Origin of the sequence: Gulosibacter massiliensis (assembly GCF_900626105.1) — a bacterium.
GTDB classification, from domain to species: Bacteria; Actinomycetota; Actinomycetes; order Actinomycetales; family Microbacteriaceae; genus Gulosibacter; species Gulosibacter sediminis.
The window spans coordinates 414,169-431,231 of record NZ_UYZX01000002.1; the positions used below are offsets into that span (position 1 = coordinate 414,169).

At 67.7% G+C, this 17,063-nt stretch carries 17 protein-coding genes, 1 tRNA gene and 1 pseudogene; 10 read left to right on the forward strand and 9 right to left on the reverse strand.

The annotated features are described in order from the left end of the window. Positions 1–77 precede the first annotated feature (77 nt). Genes EJL01_RS11710 through EJL01_RS11730 form a run of 5 tightly spaced genes read left to right on the forward strand, consistent with a single transcriptional unit; the run spans position 78 to position 5,409 of the window. Positions 78–1,490 carry an LLM class flavin-dependent oxidoreductase gene (locus EJL01_RS11710; protein ID WP_125107812.1) on the forward strand — a complete coding sequence of 471 codons (1,413 nt, stop codon included), beginning with the start codon at positions 78–80 and terminating at the stop codon, positions 1,488–1,490. Beyond that, entirely contained in the window at positions 1,487–2,008 is a 522-nt protein-coding gene (locus EJL01_RS11715) for a flavin reductase family protein (protein ID WP_125107813.1), read from the forward strand. The genes EJL01_RS11710 and EJL01_RS11715 overlap by 4 nt, the downstream gene beginning before the upstream one ends. Beyond that, positions 2,008–3,039 carry an ATP-grasp domain-containing protein gene (locus tag EJL01_RS11720; RefSeq protein ID WP_125107814.1) on the forward strand — a complete coding sequence of 344 codons (1,032 nt, stop codon included), beginning with the start codon at positions 2,008–2,010 and terminating at the stop codon, positions 3,037–3,039. The genes EJL01_RS11715 and EJL01_RS11720 overlap by 1 nt, the downstream gene beginning before the upstream one ends. A gap of 10 nt (positions 3,040–3,049) precedes the next feature. After that, on the forward strand, positions 3,050–4,102 hold the full coding sequence (locus EJL01_RS11725; RefSeq protein WP_125107815.1) for an LLM class flavin-dependent oxidoreductase: 1,053 nt from the start codon (positions 3,050–3,052) through the stop codon (positions 4,100–4,102). Then, positions 4,099–5,409, forward strand: coding sequence for an O-acetylhomoserine aminocarboxypropyltransferase/cysteine synthase family protein (locus EJL01_RS11730; protein ID WP_125107816.1), 1,311 nt, complete (start codon positions 4,099–4,101; stop codon positions 5,407–5,409). Before EJL01_RS11725 ends, EJL01_RS11730 begins: the two co-directional genes overlap by 4 nt. 141 nt (positions 5,410–5,550) lie before the next feature. Here the strand turns inward: EJL01_RS11730 and EJL01_RS11735 are convergent, their stop codons facing one another. The 3 genes from EJL01_RS11735 to EJL01_RS13140 all read right to left on the reverse strand — a co-directional run bounded on the left by EJL01_RS11735 (position 5,551) and on the right by EJL01_RS13140 (position 8,197). Next, positions 5,551–7,119: a DEAD/DEAH box helicase gene (locus tag EJL01_RS11735; RefSeq protein WP_241209216.1), complete on the reverse strand. Its 1,569-nt coding sequence runs from the start codon at positions 7,117–7,119 to the stop codon at positions 5,551–5,553. 295 nt (positions 7,120–7,414) lie between these two features. After that, entirely contained in the window at positions 7,415–7,741 is a 327-nt protein-coding gene (locus tag EJL01_RS13135) for a dihydrofolate reductase family protein (protein WP_206427735.1), read from the reverse strand. Between the two features lie 75 nt (positions 7,742–7,816). Further along, positions 7,817–8,197, reverse strand: coding sequence for a VOC family protein (locus EJL01_RS13140; RefSeq protein WP_193128325.1), 381 nt, complete (start codon positions 8,195–8,197; stop codon positions 7,817–7,819). 161 nt (positions 8,198–8,358) lie between these two features. On the opposite strand from EJL01_RS13140, the gene EJL01_RS11745 reads away from it, so the two are divergent. Next, positions 8,359–8,433, forward strand: a tRNA-Gln gene (locus tag EJL01_RS11745). Positions 8,434–8,549: 116 nt separating this feature from the next. On the opposite strand, the gene EJL01_RS11750 is transcribed toward EJL01_RS11745, so the two are convergent. The 4 genes from EJL01_RS11750 to EJL01_RS11765 all read right to left on the reverse strand — a co-directional run bounded on the left by EJL01_RS11750 (position 8,550) and on the right by EJL01_RS11765 (position 13,022). Then, positions 8,550–9,128, reverse strand: coding sequence for an NADPH-dependent F420 reductase (locus tag EJL01_RS11750; RefSeq protein ID WP_125107818.1), 579 nt, complete (start codon positions 9,126–9,128; stop codon positions 8,550–8,552). 676 nt (positions 9,129–9,804) lie between these two features. Then, positions 9,805–10,689, reverse strand: coding sequence for a hypothetical protein (locus EJL01_RS11755; protein WP_125107819.1), 885 nt, complete (start codon positions 10,687–10,689; stop codon positions 9,805–9,807). Between the two features lie 102 nt (positions 10,690–10,791). Then, complete coding sequence (locus EJL01_RS11760) at positions 10,792–11,241, reverse strand: hypothetical protein (RefSeq protein ID WP_125107820.1); 450 nt, start codon at positions 11,239–11,241, stop codon at positions 10,792–10,794. 461 nt (positions 11,242–11,702) lie between these two features. Then, positions 11,703–13,022 carry an ISL3 family transposase gene (locus tag EJL01_RS11765; RefSeq protein ID WP_431834734.1) on the reverse strand — a complete coding sequence of 440 codons (1,320 nt, stop codon included), beginning with the start codon at positions 13,020–13,022 and terminating at the stop codon, positions 11,703–11,705. Positions 13,023–13,181: 159 nt separating this feature from the next. Here EJL01_RS11765 and EJL01_RS11770 point away from each other — a divergent pair, with 159 nt between their 5' ends. The 3 genes from EJL01_RS11770 to EJL01_RS11780 all read left to right on the forward strand — a co-directional run bounded on the left by EJL01_RS11770 (position 13,182) and on the right by EJL01_RS11780 (position 15,828). Next, entirely contained in the window at positions 13,182–13,850 is a 669-nt protein-coding gene (locus tag EJL01_RS11770) for a serine aminopeptidase domain-containing protein (RefSeq protein WP_241209217.1), read from the forward strand. Positions 13,851–14,167: 317 nt separating this feature from the next. After that, on the forward strand, positions 14,168–14,374 hold the full coding sequence (locus EJL01_RS11775) for a cold-shock protein (protein ID WP_125107821.1): 207 nt from the start codon (positions 14,168–14,170) through the stop codon (positions 14,372–14,374). 161 nt (positions 14,375–14,535) lie between these two features. Next, on the forward strand, positions 14,536–15,828 hold the full coding sequence (locus tag EJL01_RS11780; protein ID WP_206427736.1) for an alpha-amylase family glycosyl hydrolase: 1,293 nt from the start codon (positions 14,536–14,538) through the stop codon (positions 15,826–15,828). Positions 15,829–15,942: 114 nt separating this feature from the next. On the opposite strand, the pseudogene EJL01_RS13500 reads toward EJL01_RS11780, so the two are convergent. Both EJL01_RS13500 and EJL01_RS13150 read right to left on the reverse strand, forming a co-directional pair. Further along, positions 15,943–16,398: pseudogene (locus tag EJL01_RS13500) on the reverse strand (GTP-binding protein); the annotation flags it as partial. Positions 16,399–16,428: 30 nt separating this feature from the next. Beyond that, positions 16,429–16,902, reverse strand: a complete 474-nt coding sequence (locus EJL01_RS13150; RefSeq protein WP_206427737.1) for a hypothetical protein — start codon at positions 16,900–16,902, stop codon at positions 16,429–16,431. Positions 16,903–16,916: 14 nt separating this feature from the next. Here EJL01_RS13150 and ykgO point away from each other — a divergent pair, with 14 nt between their 5' ends. Beyond that, positions 16,917–17,060 carry a type B 50S ribosomal protein L36 gene (ykgO, locus tag EJL01_RS11790; protein WP_241209228.1) on the forward strand — a complete coding sequence of 48 codons (144 nt, stop codon included), beginning with the start codon at positions 16,917–16,919 and terminating at the stop codon, positions 17,058–17,060. Positions 17,061–17,063: the final 3 nt, after the last annotated feature.

Below are 17,063 nucleotides of genomic sequence, written 5' to 3' on the forward strand. Positions count from 1 at the left end.
CGAGCCATCGCCCACAAGATGAACTGGTCGCGCCCCTCGTGCGCGCTGCCAACTGACCTCGAGAGAACGGAACGCCGATGGCGAAACGCATTATTCTCAACGCGTTCGACATGACCACGACGACGCACCAAAGCTCGGGCACGTGGCGCCACCCCGAAAGCCAGGCGCACCGCTACAAGGACCTCGACTACTGGACGAACCTCGCCCAAACGCTCGAGCGCGGCCGCTTCGACAGCATCTTCATCGCTGACGTGCTCGGCACCTACGACGTCTTCCGTGGCTCGGCCGCAGCCGCGCTCCGCGACGGTGCGCAGACCCCGGTCAACGACCCGTTCCTGCAGGTGCCCGCCATGGCCGCCGTCACGAAGCACCTCGGCTTCGGCGTCACCGCCGCCGTCACCTACGACCAGCCGTTCCCCTTCGCACGCCGCATCGCGACCCTTGACCACCTCACGAAGGGCCGCGTGGCCTGGAACGTCGTGACCTCGTACCTCAACTCGGCCGCACTCAACCACGGCTTCACAAAGCAGCTCGGCCACGACGACCGCTACGAGCTCGCCGAAGAATTCCTCGACGTCGTCTACAAGCTGCTCGAGGGCTCGTGGGACGACGACGCGGTCGTGTTTGACCAAGCGAACGGCATCTTCGCCGACCCCGCCAAGGTGCACCCGATCAAGCACGAAGGCACCCACTTCTCGGTGCCCGGCTTCGCGATCACCGAGCCGTCGCCGCAGCGCACGCCGGTGATCTTCCAGGCCGGCGCCTCGCCCCGCGGCCGCACCTTCGCCGCCTCCCACGGCGAGGGCGTGTTCATCTCGCCGGCAGCCCCCGAGGGTGCGCGCGTCATCACCGACGACATCCGCGACCGCGCCGAGGCCCAGGGCCGCTCGCGCGACGACGTGAAGATCTTCGCCCTCGTCACCGTCGTCACCGATGAGAACGACGCCAAGGCGATCGAGAAGCTCAAGGACTACCTGAGCTACGCCAGCCCCGAGGGCGTGCTCGCGCTCTACGGCGGATGGACGGGCATCGACTACTCGAAGTTCGACCGCGATCAGCCGCTCGAGGCCGTCGACAACGACAGCCTGCGCTCGGTGCTCGCATCGCTTGCGTCTTCGGACAACACGGTGCAGTGGACGGTCAATGACATCGTCTCCCGCCGCGGCATCGGCGGCATGGGCCCCGTCATCGTGGGCGGGCCCGAAACCGTTGCCGACGAACTTGAGCGCTGGGTCGAGGTCGGCGGGCTCGACGGCTTCAACTTCGCCTACGCCGTGACGCCGGGCAGCTTCGAGGACCTCGTTGACTACGTCGTCCCCGAGCTGCAGCGACGCGGCCGTGCCCAGACCGAGTACACCGGCACGACCCTGCGCGAGGGCCTCTACGGTGAGGGCCAGGCGAGGGCGCTCGAGACGCACCCGGCCGCCCGGTACCGTGGGGCGTTCAGCGAGACGGTGGAAGATGCAGAAGATCGGGAGTTCGCACTATGACAGACACCAACACCACCACGCACACGCAGTTCGACGCGCTGACCGAGGCCGAGTTTAAGAACGTCGTCGGCCACTTCGCCTCGGGCGTCACCGTCGTCACGACCGCATTCGGCGACAAGCTCTACGGCTCGACCGCATCCGCCTTCTCCTCGTTGTCGATGGACCCGCTGTCGGTGCTCGTCTGCCTCAACAAGACGAGCACGACGAACCCGGCCGTGACCGGCTCGGGCTACTTCGCCGTGAACATCCTCGGCGAGCACAACGCCGAGCTGGCGAAGCACTTCTCGCGCAAGAACGACGACAAGTTCGCGAGCGTGAACTACAGCCTCTCGCAGTTCGGCGGCGTGCCGACGCTCGACGACGCGCTCGCGACGATCGTTTGCGAGGTCATGGACACGCCGGTCGGCGGCACCCACACGGTGTACTTTGGCCGCGCGCTTGAGGCGACCGCCGCATCCGGCGGACCACTTGCGTACTACCGCGGCCGCTTCGGCCGATTCGAGGAATTCGAAATTTGATGAGCGACTTCACGCCACGGGCCGAGCCTGCCGTCTACGTGCTGCACGAAAACGAAGCCTGGTTGCCGCCGCTGCGCGAGGCGTTCGCCGCGCAGGGTGTGCCGCTGCGCGAGATCGAGCTCATCTCGGGCTCGATCGACCTCGCGGCCGAGCCTCCGCAGGGCGTCTTCTGGTCGCGCCTCAGCGCCTCGTCACACACGCGCGACCACGGCAACGCCAAGGACTACGCCCGCGCGGCGCTGCGCTGGCTCGAAGCGCACGGTCGCCGCGTCGTCAATGGCGCCCACGTCATCGAGTTCGAGGTGTCGAAGTTGGCGCAGACCTCCGCGCTCGCGGCAGCCGGCTTCGATGTGCCGCACACCGTCGCGGTGTTCGGCAAAGATGAGCTGGTCGCCCGCGCCACCGAGCTCGCGACCCCGTTCATCACGAAGCACAACCAGGGCGGCAAGGGCCTGGGCGTGCGCCGCTTCGACCGCCTCGAGGAGTTTGTCGCCTACGTCGACGGGCCCGACTTCGAGGAGCCGATCGACGGCATCACGCTGCTGCAGGAATACCTCGTCGGCGCGGAGGCGTTCATCACGCGCGCCGAGTTCGTTGACGGCGAGTTCGTCTACGCCGTGCGCGTCGACACGTCGGCCGGCAGCTTCGAGCTGTGCCCGGCCGAGGCGTGCGCCGTGCCCGTCGGCGCGGGTGGCGTCGAGGTCGAGGCACTGGCGGCCACGACGATTCAGCTCGGCGACTTCGCGCCGGCCGCCGCCGCGTGCGAGGTCGGGGCCGACAGCCTGTTCAGCATCCGCGAATCGGTGACCGCCGACGACGAGCTCATCGTGCGCCTGCGCGACTTCCTCGCCGCGAACCGCATCGAGGTCGCGGGCATCGAGTTCATGGAGACGGTCGACGGCCGCCGCGTCGTCTACGACATCAACACGAACACGAACTACAACCCCGACGTCGAGGCCATCGCCCCCGCGTCGGCCGCCGCATCCCTCGTTCGCGCGCTCGGCCGCGAACTCGACCAGCTCCGAAAGTAACCCTCCCCACATGCGCTTTGGCTACTGGACGCCGACGATGGATCGTTGGCTTCGCAACGTTGATGAGACCTTCCCGATCGACCTCGCGGCACAACAACGCATCGCGCGCGCGGCCGAGCGGGTCGGCTTCGACATCACGCTGATTCTCGAACTCAACCTCAGCGACATCGGCGGGGCGGATGGGCCGGTGCTCGACGCCTGGTCGCTCGCCTCAGCGCTCGGGGCCTCGACCGAGAAGCTCGAGATTCTCGCCGCGATTCGCCCGATCTACCACCAGCCGGTGCAGCTCACCGCGAAGCAGGCGGCGACGCTGCAGTACCTCACGGGCGGCCGCTTCAGCATCAACGTCGTGTCGGGGTGGTGGGCCGAGGAGGCGCGCCAGTACGGCATCGAGTTCGCTGCGCACGACGACCGTTACGCGTTCACGCGCGAGTACGTAGATGCGATGACGACGCTCTGGCGCGACGACGTCGCGAACTTCGACGGCGAGTTCATCAAGTTCGAGGGCACGCACCTGCAGCCGAAGCCGAGCCCCGCGCCGCACATCTTCGCGGGCGGCGAATCAGCGGCCGGCCGCGCATCCATCTCGCAGTACGCCGACTCGTACCTGACGCACGGCGGCACCGTTGACGAGCTCGAAGAGAAAATCGCCGACATGCGCGTGCGCCGCGAGGCGACCGGGCTCGCGCCGTTCAAGCAATTCGGCATGGCCGCGTTCGCGATCGTGCGCGACACCGAAGAAGAGGCCCTCGCCGAGCGTGAACGCATCACGAACGTCGCTGAGGGCTCGCCCGGCTTCGAGTCGTACCAGGACTTCATTTCGAAGTCAGAACTCAACGTCAACGTCTCGCTCGAGGACTACTCGGTGTCGAACCGCGGCCTGCGCCCGAACTTCGTCGGCACGCCAGAGCAGGTGGCCCGGCGCATCCTCGAGTTCGAGCGCGTCGGCCTCGACGTGCTGCTGCTGCAGTTCGCCGACCCCGAGGGCGACCTGATTCGCTTCGGCGAGCAGGTGATTCCGCTCGTGGAGCAGTTGCGGGCGGCCGAACTGGTCGGCCAATGACGACGCCCCACGACGGCGTCGTGCCGCCGAACTACGACTGGGATGCGTTCGGTTTCGACACGCGCCAGGTGCACGCGGGCGAGCGGCCGAACGCCGACCATGGCGACCGGGTCGTGCCGATTCACGTGAGCAACGCGTTTCGCTTCGACTCATTTCAGGACACCTGGGATCGCTTCGCGGGCGTCGAGGACGGCCAGCTGTATTCGCGCCACCTCAACCCGACCGTCGAGGTGGCCGAGGAGCGCGTCGCCTCGCTCGAGGGCGGTTCGGGTGCCGTCGCGTTTGCGTCGGGTAGCGCCGCGATCATGGCGACGATTCTCGCGCTGTGCAGCCAGGGTGACCACTTCGTCTCGACCGCGAGCATCTACAGCGGCACGATCGCCGGCTTCGAGCGGACGCTGAGCCGGCTCGGCATCTCGGTCTCGTTTGTCGCCGACTGGCGCGACACCGACGAATGGCGGGCGGCGCTGCGGCCCGAGACGCGCGCCGTCTTCACCGAGACGATTCCGAACCCGAAGAACGACATTGTCGACGTCGCCGCGGTGGCGGCGATCGCCCGCGAGGCCGGCGTGCCGCTCATCGTCGACAACACGGTGGGTACGCCCGCGCTAATTCGCCCGATCGAGCACGGCGCCGACATCGTCGTGCACTCATCGACGAAGTTTCTCGGCGGGCACGGCGCGACGCTCTCGGGCGTCGTCGTCGACGGCAGCACCTTCGACTGGGCAGCGAATGCCGACCGCTACCCGCAGCTCGCCGACGCAGTGACGCGCTGGGGCGAACGCCGAGCATTCGAGCAGTACGTGCGGTTCAACCAGCTGTACGACTTCGGCGCGACGCTGTCGCCGTTCAACGCGTTCTTGCTGCAGCAGGGCCTCGAGACGCTGTCGCTGCGACTCGAGCGACACTCCGCGAACGCGCACGAGCTCGCGCTCTGGCTCGCCGAGCAGCCGGGCGTCGAGTCAGTCGACTACGCGGGGCTGCCGGGCGGCCGCGACTTTGAGCTCGCGCAGCGCCTCTACGGTGGGCGCAGCGGCTCGGTGTTCTCGGTGACAGTCGAGGGCGGCCTCGAGGGCGCCCGCACCTTCATCGATCACCTGCGCGTGTTCTCGCGCATGACGAACATCGGCGACACCCGCTCGCTCGCGATTCACCCCGGCACGACAACCCACGTGAACTTCACGCCCGAGCGCCGCGCCGCGCTCGGCATTCACGACGGGCTCGTGCGGCTCTCGGTTGGCATCGAGTCGGTCGAGGACCTGCGCGCCGACCTCGCCGGCGCGCTCGCGGCGGTCGGGGCGCGGTAGTTGGGCGCTGTTTTCGGAGACACTTCGGAAACACGGACGAAGGCCGAGATTTTGGTGGTTTGAACGGGCTCAGCCCGTTCAAACCACCAAAATCTCGGCCTTCGTCCAACTTCATCGCGGCGAGCCGCGACGATCAGCTAGTTAGCGGGTGCTGCCGCCGGGGCTCTGCGCGCGGCGGCCGCCGCGGCGCTGGCCCGAACCCTGCGACGGGAACTGGCTCGCGAACTTGCCCGAAGTCGAGCCAGAACGCTGACCCGAACCCGAACGCTGGCCGTTGCCGGCGCGCTCGCCCGCGGAGCGGTGCCCGCCGGTGTTCTGCCGCGGGCTGTCGCCGCGCGACTGCGACTGCGAGTCGCCCCGGCCCTGGCTCTGACCCTGGCCCGAACCGTTGCTGCGACCGCGGCCGCCGCGCGAGCGCTTGCGCTTCGCGTTGGCACCCTGCGAGCGGCCCTCGCCGGCCGGAGCCTGGCCGTTGGCGCGCTGCTGGGCCGTCTGCGCGTCGGCGCGCTTGCGCTCGGTGACCTTCGGGTCGACGCGCTCGGCGATCTCGCCCACGAGGGGCGCGACCGATGCGCTCGTTGCGGTGACCTGCTCGGGCGTCACGCGAATCTTCGCGGCGCGCAGCAGCTGCTTCATCTCGCCGCGCTGCTCGGGCAGCACGATCGTGACGACGTCACCCTCGTTGCCGGCACGCGCGGTGCGGCCCGAGCGGTGCAGGTAGGCCTTGTGCTCGACGGGCGGGTCGATGTGCACCACGAGGGTGACGCCATCGACGTGCACGCCGCGCGCGGCGACGTCGGTCGCGACGAGCACCTTGGCCTCGCCGTTCACGAATTCCGCGAGGTTGCGGTCGCGCGCGTTCTGCGAGAGGTTGCCCTGCAGTTCGACGGCGGGGATGCCCCGGGCCGTCAGGTGGCGCGCGAGCTTCTTCGCCTGGTGCTTCATGCGCGTGAAGAAGATGCGGCGGTCGGTGCCCGACGCGAGCGCCTCGATGAGGGCATCCTTGTCGTTCTTGCCCGAGACCTCGAACACGTGGTGCGTGAGCTGCGGCACGGGCGACTCGGCGCTGTCGACCGAGTGCAGCACGGGGGAGTGCAGGTACTTCTTCACGACGCCGTCGACGCCACCGTCGAGGGTCGCGCTGAACAGCAGGCGCTGGCCGCGCTTCGGGGTGGCGTTGAGGATGCGCGTGACGACGGGCAGGAAGCCCATGTCGGCCATGTGGTCGGCCTCGTCGAGCACGGTGATCTCAACAGAGTCGAGGCTCACAACGCCCTGGCGCATGAGGTCGTCGAGGCGACCCGGCGCGGCCACGACGATGTCGACGCCGCGGTTGAGGGCATCTTCCTGGCGCTTCTGCGAAACGCCGCCGAAGATCGTGGTGACGCGCACGCCCATGGGGGTGCCGAGCATCTCGATGGTCTCGGCGATCTGCGTGACGAGCTCACGTGTCGGCGCGAGCACGAGGCCGCGCGGGCGGGCCTGCTTGCGCTTCGCCTGCGCATCCTTCGCGAGGTTCGCGACGAGCGGGATGCCGAAGGCGATGGTCTTGCCCGAGCCGGTGCGGCCGCGGCCGAGCACGTCGCGGCCGGCGAGCGAGTCGGGGAGGGTGTCGCGCTGGATGGGGAAGGCGGTGGTCTTGCCGTTCTGCTCGAGGGCGGTGGCCATGGGGGCCGGAACGCCGAGCTCGGCGAAGGTAGGTGAAGTCAAGTTGTGCTTTCGGTGTGCAGCCACGGGCTCCAGCACGACGGGTTGCGTCGCGCAGCATGCATCGTGACTTAGTCGGCGAGTGCGCAAGATGTTGCGCATCGGTTCGCCGCGGAAGAGTGCCGCACGGTGCTGGAATGCCCGGGCAAGTTACGTCAGCGACGATGGGCCTCACAGGAGGACCGACTGCCTAGTCTACAGGCGAGCCCGATGCGGGGCCAGGGCTGGCGCCCCGGGTGCGCACAGAAATGTGCCGCTGAGCGCGAACGCCCGGCGGCACGTGGGTGGCCCGGCACAGTTAGCCGCGCCGCCAGAGCATCAGGTGGATGACCCCGCTCGGCGAAGTGACGGACTCGATGTTGAACCGTTCCTCGAGCCCCTCGAGACCGTCCCAGAGTCGCTCGCCGCGACCAAGCACGATCGGCGCGATGGCGATGTGCAGTTCGTCGATGAGGTCGGCGGCGAGGAACTCGCGCACCGTCGTGGCGCCACCGCCGATGCGCACGTCGGTGCCGGGCGCGAGTTCGCGAGCGTAGGCGAGCGCCGCATCCGCGGGGCCATCGAAGAAGTAGAAGCTCGTGCCGCCCTCGAGGTGCAGCGGCTCGCGCGGCTGGCTCGTGAGCACGACGACCGGGGTGTGGAACGGGGGGTTCGCGCGAGGTGGTGGAAGCCATCGGGGGCTCCTCTCGAATTGGTTGCGTTACGCGACCTGCTGGACCGCGAACCAGTTGCCTTCGGGGTCGGCGAAGTTGAAGGTGGTCATGCCGCCCGCCTCGACGATGTCGCCGACCGTCGTGCCGGCGGCGGCGAGCGTCTCGCGCATCTCGGTGATGTTCGGGCTCTTGAAGAGGATGGACGGGGTCGCGAGGTCGAGCTCGGGCGAGGACTGCGCGACGACGTTGCGATCGAAGAGCGTGATGTGGGCGTCGGAGTCCGCTGTCGGGGTGAGTTCGATGAAGAGGGTCGTGCCGTCGACCGCCTGCTCGTCGACCTTGGTGAAGCCGACGGTGTCGACCCAGAAATCCGCGACCTCGCGAGGGTTTTCGACGTAGATCATGACGTTGCCGAACTCAGTGATCATGGTGCCTCCGTGGTGTTGCTGGTTGCTGGTTCCTGTCACGGTGAGTATTGCGCCCGGAGGTGAGCGGTTGCCGAAGTTCTGCCCATTTTGCGTTTCGCTCGAAACCCTGTAAAGTAATTCGTTGTGCCGCGGCCTCTTCCACGGGTCGGCGGGCGCACCAATGGGGTATGGTGTAATTGGCAACACGGCGGTTTCTGGTACCGTTGTTCTTGGTTCGAGTCCAGGTACCCCAGCCAATGAAAACCCTCGCGAGCGCGAGGGTTTTTTCGTTTCCGATGTTCGCGACGGCGGAAACAATAGGGGGAGGGCCTCGACCGAAGTCGAGGCCCTCCCCCTATTGTGGCTGCGAAAACTACGCGACGACAGCGAAGCCGCCGGTCCACTGAATCTTCTCGCCCGCGGCGAGGGTGAGCTGCAGGAAGCCGAGGGCTTCGAGCTCGTGCGCCCGCTTGAGCGAGCCGGCGTCGATGGCCTTGAGGCCACCCGCGACGACGGCGCTTACGAGCTGCGACTTCGCGTCGGCGTCGTCGCCCGCGACGAGCACGGTGGTGGCGTTCTCGCCGACCTTGCCAGAGGCGAGGGTCGCGGCGAAGTTCGTGTTGAAAGCCTTGAGCACGCGAGCGCCCGGCAGCCGCTTCTGCAGCTCGGCGCCGGCGGAGCTGCCCTCGGGCACGACGAGCGAGTCGAAGGTCTCGAAGTTAAGCGGGTTGGTGATGTCGACGACTACCTTGCCGTTCAGCTGCTCGCCGTAGTTCGCGACGATCTCCGCGACGGCGGGGAAGGGGACCGCGAGGATGACAACGTCGCGCGAGACGGTCGCGTTCGCGCCCTGCTCGTGGCTGATGTGCTCGACCGACGCACCGCCGGCAGCGAGGATGCCGCCGATCGCGTTGGCCATGTTGCCGGTGCCGAAGATCGTGAAGGTGGTCATGATTGAACTCCTTTTCGTGCCGCAGCCCTTTATTGCAGCTTCAACTAAATACAAGCACTAATCGCTTCAAGCTGCAACTAAATTTCTAGGTGCTCTGGAAGTTCCCAGCTTGGGCCGTTCGGGTGCGCCGGGAAACGGGAGTGGGGTGCCGGCCAGGGCCTGTCCGTTCGCCGAGGCCGGCCTGCGCGGCGCCATCGGTTTCTCGTCGTACGCAGGGGCGCTGTCAGCGACAACTGGCGCTGTCAGCATCGCGCCAGTTGTCGCTGACAGCGCCCCGTCCGCTCGCACCGCGTCGTTGAGCGCGCCACTTCGATCCGGCTGCGTGGCCGAGAACCCCACTTCCACTCGGCCGCGTCGCCGAGAGGGCCACTGCTCACGCGACGGTCATCAGGGCGCCGATCGGCGACGGCCACGACAGTGATTTGGGACCCCACTGGCACCGAAGTTCGCGACCCCACGCAATTTGACCGGGTCTTCGTGACCCAGGTGTCCCATATACGGCGCAGGAGGTATATATCCCTTCTGCGTCAAATATGGGACAGCTGGGTCACCTTGCCTCGTTGCCTGGTTGAGCCGTTGGGCCAACTAACTCGCCATCACACCGTTCACAACGTCACAGAGAAGGACCGCTAGGGCGACCGCGTCTGCCGTGCTCTGCGCCGCGGCCGACGTGGGTTCAGCCGTTGCGCTGGCTGCCCGTCGGATTGACAGTGTCACCGTCCCAAGACAGATCCGAGTGTTCGTCGACCTCGAACGCCTCGAACGTGGGGTCAGTGAGCACTGCGTCGATCAGCTCGCGGCTGCCCGCAACGATCGTCGAATCCCAGTCGATCTCGCTCGCGACGACCCAGGCCCGGTCGGCCGGCCAGAGCAGCTGCGGCGTCACCCCGTCGTCGCCGTTCGTTGCGCCGAGGCCGGCGCCGCGCATCCAGCTCGGGTCTCTGAGCTCGGCGAGGCTCGTCTCGAATAAGAGGAATTCGCGGCCGGGCCACTGCAGCCAGGGGCCACGGGTCACGGCCTTGCGCACCTCGGGTGCGACGGATGCGCGTGCCTCCGCCGCGAGCCGGGCCCGCTCGCGCTTCGCCTCGGCTTCGTCGGTGCCGAAGACGATGTAGGCGCTCGAGCCGCCGTCGTGGAGCTCGCCCCAGCCGGTCCAGACGCCGGCGGTGACATCGTCGGGCGCGGTCGTCGCGGCGCCGAGGTGTTGCGTCAGCGCTGCAAGCAATTCTGGGTCAAGCCGCCCCTCATCGCTCTGCGACACCTCCCAACCATCGGTGAAAGAAAGCGCCGTTCCGTCGTCGGTGAGTCTGCGCCATTGCACGAGCGGATGCATGACGCGACCGTTGCGCTCGGCGACGCGCGCCCATCCCCACCGTGCCTTCTCGGTGATGCAGGCTGAGCCCCAATCGTCGACGTCGTCGCCGAAACGCCACGCGTGCACGGGGTGAAGGATGCGCGCATACGTCTCGAAGCCAGTGCCGGCGACGCCGCCGACGCTGGACCAAGCGCCGACGCGGTCGAGCAGCCAGGCGCCGCGCTGCGTGTCGTGGGTGAACTTCATAGCGAAAGCCACGCTACTGGTCGGTGACGCCCGGGGCAGTCTGACTAGCGACCACCCCGGGCCCCACCTTTGGTGTCGTCGGCGGTGCCATGACACACGCGCCTAGAATATGCGGCGCTGCAGGCCCGGCACCGCGAACTTGCGTTCGCGCTCGAGCTGCAGGCTCTCGGCCTCCTGCTGCAGGCGGTGGCGCAGCAGCAGGGTCTCGCGCTCGTGCGCCTCTTTGACGCGCCGGCGTTCGGTGCGCAGCACGAGCCAGACGCCCATGCGGAGCGAAACGCGGTCGAAGAACGTAAGGCCTTCGAATTGTTCTTGAACGGGTAATTGAACGGACAGATGTTGGTGATTGCGGTCGGTGGATACGAGTTGAACGCTATTGTTCACGAGAAAGACTTTCGAGTCACAAAGAATAATTGCGCACGCCAAAGAATTGGCGGTGGGGAATTGCGGCGGTGCGTTAGTGCCCGGCTCGAGAATGATCGAGTGGATGCACGGCTGCAGTGCAGAGACGTCTCCCGCATCGGGCCAGCGATGCTGATTCGCGCAGATCAAGCGGGCGGAGGCCCAGCTTGGTGCCTAGTGGAGGGCTACTCCCGGGGCGCAGCGAAGGGAAATCGGCGTGCCGGCAAAGACATTGCCTGACGTGATGTACCGAGTTGAAATAATCATCTTCCTGCCCCCTTTCCTTGAGACCTGTTTAACGTACGCACCCAAATGTGTGTGAGTCAAGTCAATTCGCGAAACATCCTGAAAATTGTCTGATGTGCTCGCGCTCGTGCAAGTTTTGTGGGTGGTGTATCCGAATTCAACGAACGAGCCGCGGTTCGAATGGATGCACAACACGCAGCGACTCGTGAGCTCGAACATGGGCGAGAGCATCCAAATTCCGGTTCGGTGGTTGCGCCCCGACCTAGGCTCCTCGACATGTCTTCAGCCTCAACGTCGAGCAGTGAACGCCTCGCCATCTCGGTCGGCGGTGACACGATTGCCGGCTCTTCGGACATTCGGTGGGGTCATGGGGTGAGTCCGCCGGCGGCGAGGAGCATTCGTAGGCGGTAGTTCTCGCGGTTGCGGAAGCCGCGAGCGAGGCGACGATGCAGCTCGATGATCCCGTTGATTGCTTCGGTGCCGCCGTTGTTTGCTCGGCTGGTGGTGAAGTAGGCGAGGAACGCTGAGCGCCAGCGTCGCAGGGTGCGGCCGAGGCGTGCGATCTCGGGGATCGGACAGGTGTGGAACGACTCGACGACCTTCTCGGCGATCTGTCGCCCCTCAGCGAGGTCCTTCTGGTGATAGGCCGAGCGAAGTTGCTGCGCGCACTGCCATGCGACGAACACCTCGTCGTGGGCCGGGTTCGCCTCGATGGCTGCGGTCAGGCGCGCCCACTGCTTGTCGGTGAGGTTCTCAGCCCCGGCGCGGAGGATGGTCTGGATCCCGTAGAGCGGATCACCTTTCCGACCGCGATGGCCGAGAGTGTCTTGCTGGACCCGACGGCGAACCTCGTCGACCGCGACGGTGCCGAGCTTGACGACATGGAACGCGTCCAGCACGGCGGTGGCATCTTGCAGTTTGTCGTCGATCGCGGTCTTGTAACCGGCGAACGGATCCAGCGCCGCGACCTTCACCTGCTCGCGGAATGCGTCGCCACGTGCGCTGAGCCAGGTCGCGTAGGCCTTCCCCGACCTGCCCGGCACGAGGTCCAACAGCCGGGCCCGCGTCTTCCCGGTGCTGTCGCGGGTGAGGTCGACCATCCCGGTCAGCTCTTTCGGACCGCGCTTGCGCGGGTCGACGTGATGCCAGATGTGCTCGTCAACGCCCAGCGTTGTCACGTTCTCGAACCGGGACTCATCGGCCGCGAGCTTCACAAGCTCCGGCTCGACGGCCCGCCACACCGTCTTCCACGACGTGCCCAGCTGGCGACGCAATCCTTCGATCGTGGCGTGTTCGCGACGCAGCTGACCGACTGCCCAGACGACCGCGCGTCGGGTGAGTGCCCCACGCGGGGCGACAAGAGACGGCAGCTGTTCCACGAACGTCTGTCGTGCACAGCCCGACTCGTCGCACCGCCAGACTCGCTGCCGCCACACGATTCGCACCCGTGTCATGCCGGGCACGTCATGAAGCCGCCGGCGGCGACGTCCACGGCCGGTCGCCACGGTCCCGCACGACGGGCAACCGGCAGGCGCCGCAGGACTCGAGACCGTCACGATCAGTAGTCCGTTGCGGCGGTCCACGTGCTCGACATGGACGCCGTCGAGGCCGAGCAGGAGGTCGCAGCGGGAACACGGGTCAGTGGCAGAGCGCGCGTCAGCGCACCCCGAAGTAGGGTGAAGCACGTCGAGGTCCTCGTAATGGATCAGGTGGTTAGCGCTTCTGATCCTCGGGGACCTCGACCCCTACCCGTCGAACCTCACCCGGCGAGCCCTACCCCCACCGAATGTCCGAAGAGCCCGATTGCCGGGACGCTCTGGCGCCCCGCGGGCACCCCGACCGGCGTGGTCATCGTCAACCCGGCCACCGCGACACCGGAACGCTTCTATTCGACCTTCACCGAGTACCTCACGAGCCGCGGGCTCGCCGCCGTGACCTACGACTATCGCGGCACGGGCGCTTCCGGCGACCCGCGTCGCCACAAGCACCTGCGCATGCGCGACTGGATGCAGGAGGACGTGCCGGCGGTCGCCGAGTGGGCGTGGTCGCGCTTTCCGGCGGTGCCGGTCACCGCGGTTGGCCACAGCATCGGCGGGCACGCGATGGCGCTCGGCAACGGCGTCGACGACGTCGCGCGCTTCGCGATCGTGTCGTCGCACGTGGCGCACACGAAGAGGATCGAGCCCGCTGGGGAGCGGCACCGGGTCGGCGCGATCCTCGGCGTCGTCGGCCCGACGCTGAGCCGCACGCTCGGGTACATGCCCGGCAAGCGGCTCGGCCTCGGCGAGGACCTCCCTGCGGCCGCCATGATCGAACGGGGGCCGTTGGGCGGGCAAACCGGGCTACTTTTTCGACGACCCGAGCATGGATGCGGTGGCGCGCGCCGGTGCGGTGACGAGCGACGTGCTTGCGATCGGCGCCTCGGACGACCCGTGGGCCTCGCCCGGTCGGATGGATGCGCTCACCTCGCGCCTGACTTCGGCCAGTGTCGATCGCCGCACCTTCTCGCCTGAGCAACTCGGCGCGGAGCGTCTCGGTCACCACGGCCTCCTGCGCCGCAAGGTCGGCGAGCGGGCCTGGCCCGAGCTCGTCGACTGGCTCACCGCATCCGCCTGACGGTCAAACGGCGGCGGTGGTGTCGCTCGGTCATTCGACACGATACGATGATGCTTCAGGTTTCCGCGACGCACCCGCTGCAGCGTGGATGGTGCGTTTGCGGGCGTCGCTGGTGAAGACCGCGACCACCGCCTCCGCACAACTGAGCCGCGGTGGCACCTTCACCGCGGGCACCGGATCACCCAAGGTCCAAGACAAAGAAAGTTAAGACGTCATGGCCACAGGCACCGTCAAATGGTTCAACTCCGAAAAGGGCTACGGATTCATCGCCCCCGACGACGGGTCGGCTGACCTGTTCGCGCACTTCAGCGCCATCAACGGCAGCGGCTTCCGCGGCCTTGAAGAGGGTCAGAAGGTTGAATTCGACGCCGAGCAGGGCCCCAAGGGCATGCAGGCGGCGAACATCACCGTTATCTCGTAGTTCGAGCGCACTAGGCCGCTTCGGCTGGGCATGATTGCCCGGGCGGAGTGGCCTTCGCCGTTTCCGGTCGCGGCCACTGACCTCGCGTCAAGCCGTCATCGTCGAAGCTGGTAGCTGCGGCCGCTTACCCGGCGGCCAGCACGTTCCGGCCTGGAGGCGTCATGACCGAACACATTCACGAACCCGCATGGGTCGAACACGCGATCTGGTGGCGCGCCTACCCACTCGGCTTCACTGGCGCCTACCCCGCGCCCCACGACCAGGATGCGCACCGGCTGCTCCGCTTGATTCCCTGGCTCGACCACGTAATCGAGCTCGGCTGCTCGGGCATCGCCCTCGGGCCGATCTTCACCGCCGCCACGCACGGCTACGACACCCTCGACCACTCTGAGATTGACCCGCGCCTGGGCACGCTCGACGACTTCGAGCGATTGGTGAGCGAGGCGCACGACCGGGGCCTGCGCATCCAGCTCGATGGTGTGTTCAACCACGTCGGCCGCGCGCATCCGATCGCCGCGGCGGCGCTGCGCGAAGGGCCGCGCACCGACTCGCTGCTGCGCACGGATGCGCCTGGTGCAGCCCGCGAGTTCGTCGCGTTCGAGGGGCACGAACAACTCCTGACCCTGAATCACGACAGTGAGCGGGTGCGTGACCTCGTCGTCGACATCATGTCGACCTGGCTCGAGCGCGGCGCCGACGCCTGGCGCCTCGACGCCGCGTACGCGGTGCCGACCGAGTTTTGGGCGGCGGTGCTCCCGGACGTGCGCCGCCGATACCCCGACGTGTGGTTCGAAGCCGAGGTGATTCACGGCGACTACGCCGAATTCGCGGCGGCGAGCAGCGTCGACGCGGTCACGCAATATGAGCTGTGGAAGGCGATCTGGTCGAGCCTCAACGACCGCAACTTCTACGAGCTTGCATGGGCGCTCGGGCGGCACAACGAGATGCTCGAACGGTTTGTGCCGACGACCTTCGTGGGCAACCACGACGTCACGCGCATCGCGAGCCAGATCGCCGACCCGCGCGACCTTGACCACGCGCTCGTGCTCCTCGCGCTGCTCGGTGGCACCCCCGAGATCTACAGCGGTGACGAGTTCGCCTTCCGCGCAGTGAAGGAGGAGCGCGCAGGCGGAGATGACGCGATTCGCCCCGAGTTTCCCGCGTCGCCTGACGAACTCGTCGGCGCGGATTCGCGCACGTATCACCTGCACCAGCGGCTGCTCGGCCTGCGCCGCCGGCACCCTTGGCTCCACCGGGCCAGGTCGAAGGCGGTCGAGGTGGCGAACGAGCGGCTCGTGCTCGCGCTGACCTCGAGCGACCAGGCGTTGCGCCTCACGCTGAACCTCGGTGACGCCGCGGGGCCGCTCGGGCCGGGCGAGCTCGTCGACTGCGATGACGCGACGCGCGGCCTCACCGGCTCGGTGGCGCCGCACGGCTGGTGCGTGCAGGCGTAGCAGCTCGTCGGTCTCGGCGTCGGCAGTGTCCCAGGCGGGGACGGGGTCGGGGAATCTGGCCCAGGCCCCGGGGCCCGTGGCGAACTCGTCGTCGGTGAGCGCGGCCTCGTCGAGCGCGGCGGTGAGGGCCGCGACATCGAGGTCGAGGCCGAGGAGCGCGAGGTCCTGCCCGATCGCGAGCACCTCGTCGGCGTCGTGGCGGCGTGCGGCGAGGGAGAGCGGCTCGAAGGAGATCATCGAGCCGACGTGGTTCCACTCGCCGACGATGCCGGGCCGCGTCGCGAAGTGGCAGAAGCCCGTCGAGCGGAGCACCGTGCCGAACTCGCCCTGCTGGATGCAATCGTCGAGCAGCGTCTGCAGGCGCTCGGGGTGCAGCGGGCGGAGGTGCTCGTAGCGGAGCCCCGTGACGCGCCGGTCCGTAATGTGCGGGTCGGAGTCGCCGCCACGCAGGCCGACCCAGCCCGGACGCTCCCGCGTGGCGGCGTAGTTCTCGGCGGTCTCGGGTACGGCGACACCGTCGTGGTCGAGCCGCAGCCGCGCCTGCGGGCTGAGGCTGCTCACGAGCGCCATCGTGGTCGAGAGATCCGGCGTCGAGAGCGCCTACCAGTTCACAAGCACGACCATCGAGGCGTATTCGATCTCGGTGGCGGCGAGCATGGCGCGTGCAGCGTAGCGGACGCCCGCCTCACGTTGCCACGGCGCGGCCCGGTGGCGCGCGGAGTCGTCGCGCGCGAGATCGCGAAGCAGGTGGGCGGCGTCGACGACACGGACGATCGCCGCGACCTCGAGGTGCGCGGCCGGGTCAGCGAGCGCGCCGATGAGCTCGGTCATGATCGTCGTGGTCGGGAACTCAATGACTGCGCCAGCCGGGGTGTTTGCCCACTGAGCGAGGGCACACGCCTCGTCGAGCGGGTCTGGCGACATGCTGAGACGCCGCGCGCTCACGTGCACCCCGTCGGTCGCCCGCCTGAGCTGCTCGGCGTAGCGGGCGCGTTCGGGTGCGCAACTGCCCACGACGGCGGCCACCTTGGTCTCGTGCCTGCGGTCTCCTTTGGCCGACTGAACGGCAAGCATCTAGGATGATAACTATTAGCAATAAGGAGGTTGAAACGAAGGTTCGGGCATCGCTGAAGTCGCTGAAGAGTCAGCCGGGCGCGCAGGTCGTGCGCCGGCGCGGCAAAGTGTTCGTTATCAACAAGCGCAACCCGCGGTTCAAGGGGCGGCAGGGGTAGCGG